We start from the raw sequence: 7,091 nt of genomic DNA on the forward strand, positions 1-7,091 counted from the left end.
AAGGAGATGTAGATATGGAAATAAATTATGAGTTAATAATAATTGTTATGCTCTTTGTAATCCTAATGTCAATTCAATTTACTTTAAATAAGATATATTTAATCCTTAAGGAAATAAGACAAATACTTATGTTAAGAAAAAATAAGGAATGATAACTATGATAGATTTAGAATATATAAAATCTGATATTCAGAACATAGCTGAAGCTATAGTTTCAGTACTCAATATAGATGTAACTATAGTAAATAGAGACTTATTTAGGATTGCGGGTACAGGTATATATGTAGATAAAATAGGTGAAAAAGTAGATAAATATACAGCTTTTAAAAAGTCACTTACAGAACAAATTACAATACTAATTGATGACCCAAAGAGCAGTGATATATGTAGAGAATGTTATAAAAATAATGTCTGTGTGGAGTTTGCAGAAGTATGTTGCCCAATTATATGTGATGGAGAGTCTCATGGTGTTATAGGTCTTATAGCATTTACGAAAGAACAAGCACAGATTATAGAAAATAATAAAAGTGGACTTATAAACTTTTTATGTAAGATGGCAGACTTGATATCCAATAAACTAAAAGCTCAAATTAAAACGTACGAACTGGAATTAGAAAAGAAAAAATTAGAGACTTTATTAAACAATATGGATAAAGCTGTTGTGTCCATTGATGTAGATGGTAAGATTGATAAATATAATTCAAAGTTTAAAGAACTTTTCAATCTAAAGGACAATATAACTGGGAAAGATATATTCACTGAGCTAGATTTTATAAAGAAACCTTCTATAAATAACTTTAAGAAGGACAAATCATGTAGCTTTTTTTATAGGAGATACGGATATGATTCAAAAGGGATATATAACATCAATAAAATAGTATTAAAAAATGAACTAAAAGGATATGTTATTGACTTTATAGATAAAAGAGATGCTATAAAAAACTACAATAAGATGAATAAAGATTATAAGATAAAACTGGAAAATATAATTGGAGAGAGTATGGCTATAAGAAATTCAAAAAAAGAAGCCTTAATGGCTTCTAAATCTACTTCAACAGTACTTATTACTGGTGAAAGTGGAACAGGTAAAGAGCTATTTGCAAGAGCTATACACAACCATAGTAATAGGGTAGATAATCCTTTTATAGCTGTAAACTGTGCAGCGATACCAGATAATTTATTAGAGAGTGAATTATTTGGATATGAAGAAGGTGCTTTTACAGGGGCTAAAAAAGGTGGAAAACTTGGTATGTTTGAAATAGCCCATAAAGGAAGCATATTTTTAGATGAAATAGGAGATATGAGCTTGCATTTACAGTCAAAGTTGTTGAGGGTATTACAAGAAAAAGAGCTCAACAAGATTGGTAGTAAATCCAATGTTCTTATAGATGTAAGAATTATTGCTGCGACAAATAAAGATTTAGAAAAAATGGTTCAGAATGAAACTTTTAGAGAAGATTTATATTATAGATTAAATGTCATACCAATAAAGCTCCCAAGTTTAAGAGAAAGAAAAGATGATATACCACTTATAATAAAGCATATGATTAGAGAATACTCAAAAAAACTAGATAAAAATGTTATCGATATAGATACTAGGGTTGTCGATGCTATGATTGAATATAGGTGGCCAGGGAATATAAGAGAATTGCAGAATATTATTGAATACAGTGTGAATATGTCTTCATCTCCAATAATTACGATGAATGTAATTCCTCAGAAGATTAAAAATACATCAATAGAAGAATTAGAAGTTAGAAGTGATAAGATAATTCCATTAGAAGAACTTGAGAAAATTGAGATAATAAAAGCTTTAAATAAATACAAAGATTATAAAAGAGATAAAGAATTAACAGCCAAGGCACTTGGAATATCAAGAGCCACATTATATAGAAAAATTGAAAAATACAATATAATTTCTTAGTGATATAAAGTAATATAAGAATACAATAAAAAGTGATATAAAATTTAAATGTAAACAAATAACAATAGTCTATAAAGAGTAGTGGATGCTTAAATCCTGAGAATCTAAAAAATAGTAACTATTAAAATAATAATCGTCTCAAAATGATATAGAATCTCATTTTGAGATTTTTTTTTGTCTTTTTGCGAAATTGTCGTCTATTTAGCGAGTAAAAAAAATATAAAATCTATATCTGAGTAAAAAAAAATATAATTAAAAGCAGTTATTTCAATGGATATACAATATCAAAGTGAAAAAATTGAAAAAAATAAAAAATGTGGCATGTATTTTGCTATAAATATAGATAAGAAATTATTTAATAAAATTATTTAAGTACTAAAATTAAACTTAATTGGGAGGTTTATATATAATGAGAGATATAAGAAAAGAATTAGTGGAAATGTTAAAAGCAGAGGTTAAACCAGCAGTAGGATGTACTGAACCAGTAGCTTTAGCTCTAGCATGTGCAAAGGCAAAAGAATTACTAGGAGAAGAAATAGTAGAAAATCATATGTTAGTTAGCCCTAGTATCTATAAAAATGGTATGTGTGTAGGTATACCAGGAACTGAAAGATTAGGATTAAAAATAGCAGCAGCTCTAGGGATAATAGGAGGACATTCTGAAAACGGATTAAGTGTATTAGAAACTTTAACAAAGGAAGAAGTTAAAATAGCAGAAGATTATATGGACAATACTCCTTTATCAATAACACCTGCTGATACAAGAGAGAAAGTTTTTATAGAAGTTGCATTAAAAGGAGCAAATCATAATGCTAAAGTTAGAATAAGAACTAAACATGATAACTTTACATTTTTAGAAAAAGATGGAGAAGTATTATTGGATAATGAACCAAAAGTATCAGTTTCAAATGCTTCAGCAGAAAAAGTTGAGAGCTTAATGGATACTGTAACTATACAAGAATTAATAAAGAATGTAGAAGGCATTGATTTTAAAGATATAGAGTTTTTACTAGATGGAGTAAAAATGAATGAAGAAATGGCTGAATATGGATTGAAACAAAAGACTGGAATTGGTGTTGGATACGGAATCAAAAAGTCTATGGAAGAAGGTCTTTTAGGTAATGATGTTATAAACTATGCAATGATGTTAACTGCTGGAGCTTCAGATGCAAGAATGGCAGGAGTAAAAATGCCTGTTATGAGTTCAAATGGTAGTGGAAATCACGGATTAACAGCAATTCTTCCAATTGTTGCTTACAACAAAAAATTCCCACAATCTGATGAAAGACTAGCAAAAGCTTTAGCTATATCTCATTTAGTAACTGGTTATATTAAGAATTATACAGGTAGATTATCTGCTGTATGTGGCTGTGGAGTTGCAGCATCTACTGGAGCAACTGCTGGTATATCTTGGCTTATGGATGGAAGCGAAAAACAAATAGAAGGTGCAATAGAAAATATGATAGCTGACTTAAGTGGAATGATATGCGACGGAGCAAAAGCTGGTTGTGCATTAAAATTATCATCTGCTGCATCTGCTGCAATACAAAGTGCTATAATAGCTAAGCAAGACTGTTTTGTACCACCATTAAATGGTATAGTTGGTTCAAGTGTTGAGCAAAGTATACAAAACTTAGGAAGAGTAAGTGATAAAGGTATGTCTATAACAGATGAGATAATATTAAATGTAATGAATGACATGAATAAAGTTGATTAATATATTACAATATTTCTTATATTGCAATATATAGTAAAGCTGATATAAATAAATTTAATTAGTACCCTCTAATAAATTATGATTATGTATAAATGGGAAAAACTTGCTAGTGCAAGTTTTTTCTTTTTTGTCTAAAATATATAGTATATGATTTAGTAGAGATATATGATTTACTTAAAATAGATAATATCTTGTTAATAATTGTTGAATATACTTAAAAACTCAATAATATTGGCTAATATTGAATAAGAGTATTGAAAAAGTGAGCAATCTCTTATAAAATTAAGAAGGATTATTACAATTGGAGGTCTTTTTATGGATATAGAAACAAAAAAATGGGAAGTATTGTATTCAGAAGAAAAAATTAATGATAAATTAAAAGAATTAGGAGCAATTATAGAGAAGGACTACAAAGATAAAAATCTTATGATTGTGTCTCTATTAAAAGGAAGTTTTATATTTTGTGCAGATTTAGTTAGAAATATAAACTTACCTCTTAGAGTCAACTTTATGACTACTTCTAGTTATGGAAACAGTGAAGAAAGCACTGGAACAGTTAAGGTTGTTTCAGATGTAACTACTGATATAAAAGGATATGATGTATTGGTTGTAGACGATATTACTGACTCTGCCTTAACTATGGATTTTGTTTTAAAGCATCTAAAAGCTAAAAATCCTGCTAGTTTAAAATGTTGTGTACTTTTAGACAAGCCAAGCAGAAGAAAGGTTGATTTAGTACCAGATTATTGTGGGTTTGAGATAGAAGACAAATTCGTAGTAGGATATGGATTTGATTTTGGGGATTACTATAGGAATGTTCCTTATATATTTAATGTAACTGATGAAGATAGATAAGCAATTATTTAATTTTATAGGTATCTCGATATGATTTTGATAAATTATATTGAGGTACCTTTTTATTTTTAGGTCTGATTTGGAATTATCTTCTATTTATATCAAGCTATAAGTCCAACATAGTAAAATTGTTTTGATAGTTTTATCCAAGTTTTAATTCTGTGTTTGGAAATATAAAAAAATTTTGAAAATTTGATAGGAAATACGATTTTTAATTGTATTAGTAGTTGTAGAAGCTTTTACAAAGGAGGAGTTAACTTGGAGGATAAATTGATAATTAAAAATATAATAAAGAAAAAAGAAAAGGGTATGGAAATGCTTATAGATGAATATGGGAATTTTATAGCATCTATAGTTAGAAGGACTCTTATGAATGCTAAAATTTATGAGGAAGAATGTATTGATGATGTGCTTTTGGCAATTTGGAATAACATAGAAAAATTTGATAATGAAAAAAACTCTTTTAAAAACTGGATAGGTTCTATTTCTAAATACAGAGCGATTAATTATAGGAAAAAGTATATAAGTAGTAACACTTATTTAAATATAGAACATGAAGAAATACCATATATAGATAAAGAGTTGAGTATGAGAGAAATTGAAGAGGAAATAAATGACCTTATAGGCACATTAAATGATAAAGATGCAGAAATTTTTAGAAGATATTATTTAGAAGATATATCACTAAAGGATATAGCTATACAAAATGAAACCACCGTTGAAAACTTACATAATAGATTATCAAGAGGAAGAAAGAAGTTGAGGCTGCATTTAAATAAAAAGAAAGTTTAGAGATAAGATAATTAAGAATTTAAATATAGAAAATATAGAATAAAAGGAGAATTTTTATGAAAGATAAATTTGATTTATTTAATGAAACAAATATAGATATAGAAAAATACGATGATGTTGTATTAAGTAATAAAGAAAAAGATGAAATGAAGAAGAGAATGAAATCTAAGGTTCAATATAGTAAAAAGAATAATTTTAAGAGATATGCTTTAGTAGGAGGATTATCAGTGGTTATTTTAGGTTCAACTGCATTTACTAATGAAACTACCTTAGCATATATGCAACATCTTGGAAAGCAGATAGAATATTTCTTTAATAAGGATACTGAGGAACTTAAACCTTATAAAAATATTGTAGATGATATTGCTACAGATAAAGGAATAGATATAAAGTTAAATGAGATTATGCTTGGCGATGGAGAATTATTTTTAAATATAAGTGTTGATGATAGCAAACTTGATAAAGATGCTTTGGGATTAAAGAAACAAGAAGGATTTTTAGGAATTGATGATATCAAAATAAAGGTTGGAGATATGAATTTTGTTTCAATAACAGGTCCTTCCACATCAGAAAAAAATAAAGATGGTACTACTAATATGGTTATGACTTGTAAGCTTGATAATCTGGATAAAGATGGAGATGGAAAAGGCGATATTGAAAATTTTGATTTACTAAAAAATGTGGATTTAAATAAAGACTATGATATAAATATAAGTATAAATAAAGTTGAGTATGAATTAAATAAAGATATAAAAACATCAAAAGAGATAGAGATAGGAAATATGGGAGGAGTAGAGGGTGAACACCTAAATGGCTATCTTAGCGGGAATTGGACATTTAATACAAGTATAAATGGTTCAAATATAGTCAAAGATACAAGAGTTTATAATGTAGATAAAAATGTAAAATTAAAAAATAAAAATATTGATGTGGATTTAGTCTTAAAAGAAGTAAGAGTCTCTCCTACGAAAATCAGAGTGATTTATGGATTTAAAACTAACAAATATAATTTCAATAAAGGTGATGATACACCAAAGATACTTGAGTTTGCACTTAAAGATGGAAGAGGAAAAGATTTAGAATTACTTAGTGGAGCAGGAGGTTATGACTTAAGTTACTCTAAGGGTAATTATATTGAATCTTCTTTAGAGTATGAAATTAAGAAAGATGTTAAAAACCTAAAAATAACGCCAACAATAGAAGATTGGAGTAAAGAAATTAATAATATAATAGAATTTAAAAATCAAAGTATAGATGTTGATATAAGTAAATAGATGTTGACATAAGTAAATAGATGTATTATCACATAATAAATTGTCTATTCATATAATTATATAGAGCAATGTTAGATACTTATATAATATTGCTCTAATTTTAAAATAGAGAGGATTTATTATATGGATGATTACAAAGACAATTTAGGTCCAAGTTTATATCAAGATGTAGGACCAACGGGACCAACAGGACCAATTGGTCCTACAGGTCCTAAAGGAGCAACAGGGGCAACAGGAGCAAATGGAATAACAGGACCAACAGGAAATACAGGAGCAACAGGAGCAAATGGAATAACAGGACCAACAGGAAATACAGGAGCAACAGGAGCAAATGGAGCAACAGGAGAAACAGGACCTAGAGGGGCAACAGGAGCAACAGGAGCAAATGGAATAACAGGACCAACAGGAAATACAGGAGCAACAGGGGCAAATGGAATAACAGGACCAACAGGAAACAAAGGAGCAACAGGAGCAAATGGAGTAACAGGAGCAACAGGTCCAGCAGGAGCAACAGGAGCGACAGGGGCAA

5 protein-coding genes and 1 pseudogene are annotated in these 7,091 nt (G+C 28.5%); all 6 read left to right on the forward strand.

Translation table 11 applies throughout. The features are described 5' to 3' along the window. The first annotated feature begins 148 nt into the window (after nt 1–148). Entirely contained in the window at nt 149–1,924 is a 1,776-nt protein-coding gene (locus IC173_RS17695; protein WP_227433714.1) for a sigma-54 interaction domain-containing protein, read from the forward strand. A gap of 409 nt (nt 1,925–2,333) precedes the next feature. Further along, nucleotides 2,334–3,641, forward strand: coding sequence for a serine dehydratase subunit alpha family protein (locus IC173_RS17700; RefSeq protein ID WP_227433715.1), 1,308 nt, complete (start codon nt 2,334–2,336; stop codon nt 3,639–3,641). A 315-nt stretch (nt 3,642–3,956) separates the two neighbouring features. Continuing rightward, nucleotides 3,957–4,496: a hypoxanthine phosphoribosyltransferase gene (gene hpt / locus IC173_RS17705; protein ID WP_227433716.1), complete on the forward strand. Its 540-nt coding sequence runs from the start codon at nt 3,957–3,959 to the stop codon at nt 4,494–4,496. Between the two features lie 258 nt (nt 4,497–4,754). Continuing rightward, the gene (locus IC173_RS17710) at nt 4,755–5,288 is read left to right on the forward strand and encodes a sigma-70 family RNA polymerase sigma factor (protein WP_227433717.1); all 534 of its coding nucleotides are present in this window, start codon (nt 4,755–4,757) and stop codon (nt 5,286–5,288) included. Nucleotides 5,289–5,344: 56 nt separating this feature from the next. Then, nucleotides 5,345–6,562, forward strand: coding sequence for a DUF4179 domain-containing protein (locus tag IC173_RS17715; protein ID WP_227433718.1), 1,218 nt, complete (start codon nt 5,345–5,347; stop codon nt 6,560–6,562). A 123-nt stretch (nt 6,563–6,685) separates the two neighbouring features. Beyond that, a pseudogene (locus IC173_RS17720) lies at nt 6,686–7,091 on the forward strand (collagen-like protein); the annotation flags it as partial.

Origin of the sequence: Clostridioides sp. ES-S-0048-02 (genome assembly GCF_020658495.1) — a bacterium.
Classification (GTDB): domain Bacteria; phylum Bacillota; class Clostridia; order Peptostreptococcales; family Peptostreptococcaceae; genus Clostridioides.

Excerpts from the sequence above, each read along its gene's own strand:
- IC173_RS17695 (WP_227433714.1), top strand. The coding sequence starts at position 149 with ATGATAACTATGATAGATTTAGAATATATAAAATCTGATATTCAGAAC.
- IC173_RS17700 (WP_227433715.1), top strand. The coding sequence starts at position 2,334 with ATGAGAGATATAAGAAAAGAATTAGTGGAAATGTTAAAAGCAGAGGTT.
- hpt (WP_227433716.1), top strand. The coding sequence starts at position 3,957 with ATGGATATAGAAACAAAAAAATGGGAAGTATTGTATTCAGAAGAAAAA.
- IC173_RS17715 (WP_227433718.1), top strand. The coding sequence starts at position 5,345 with ATGAAAGATAAATTTGATTTATTTAATGAAACAAATATAGATATAGAA.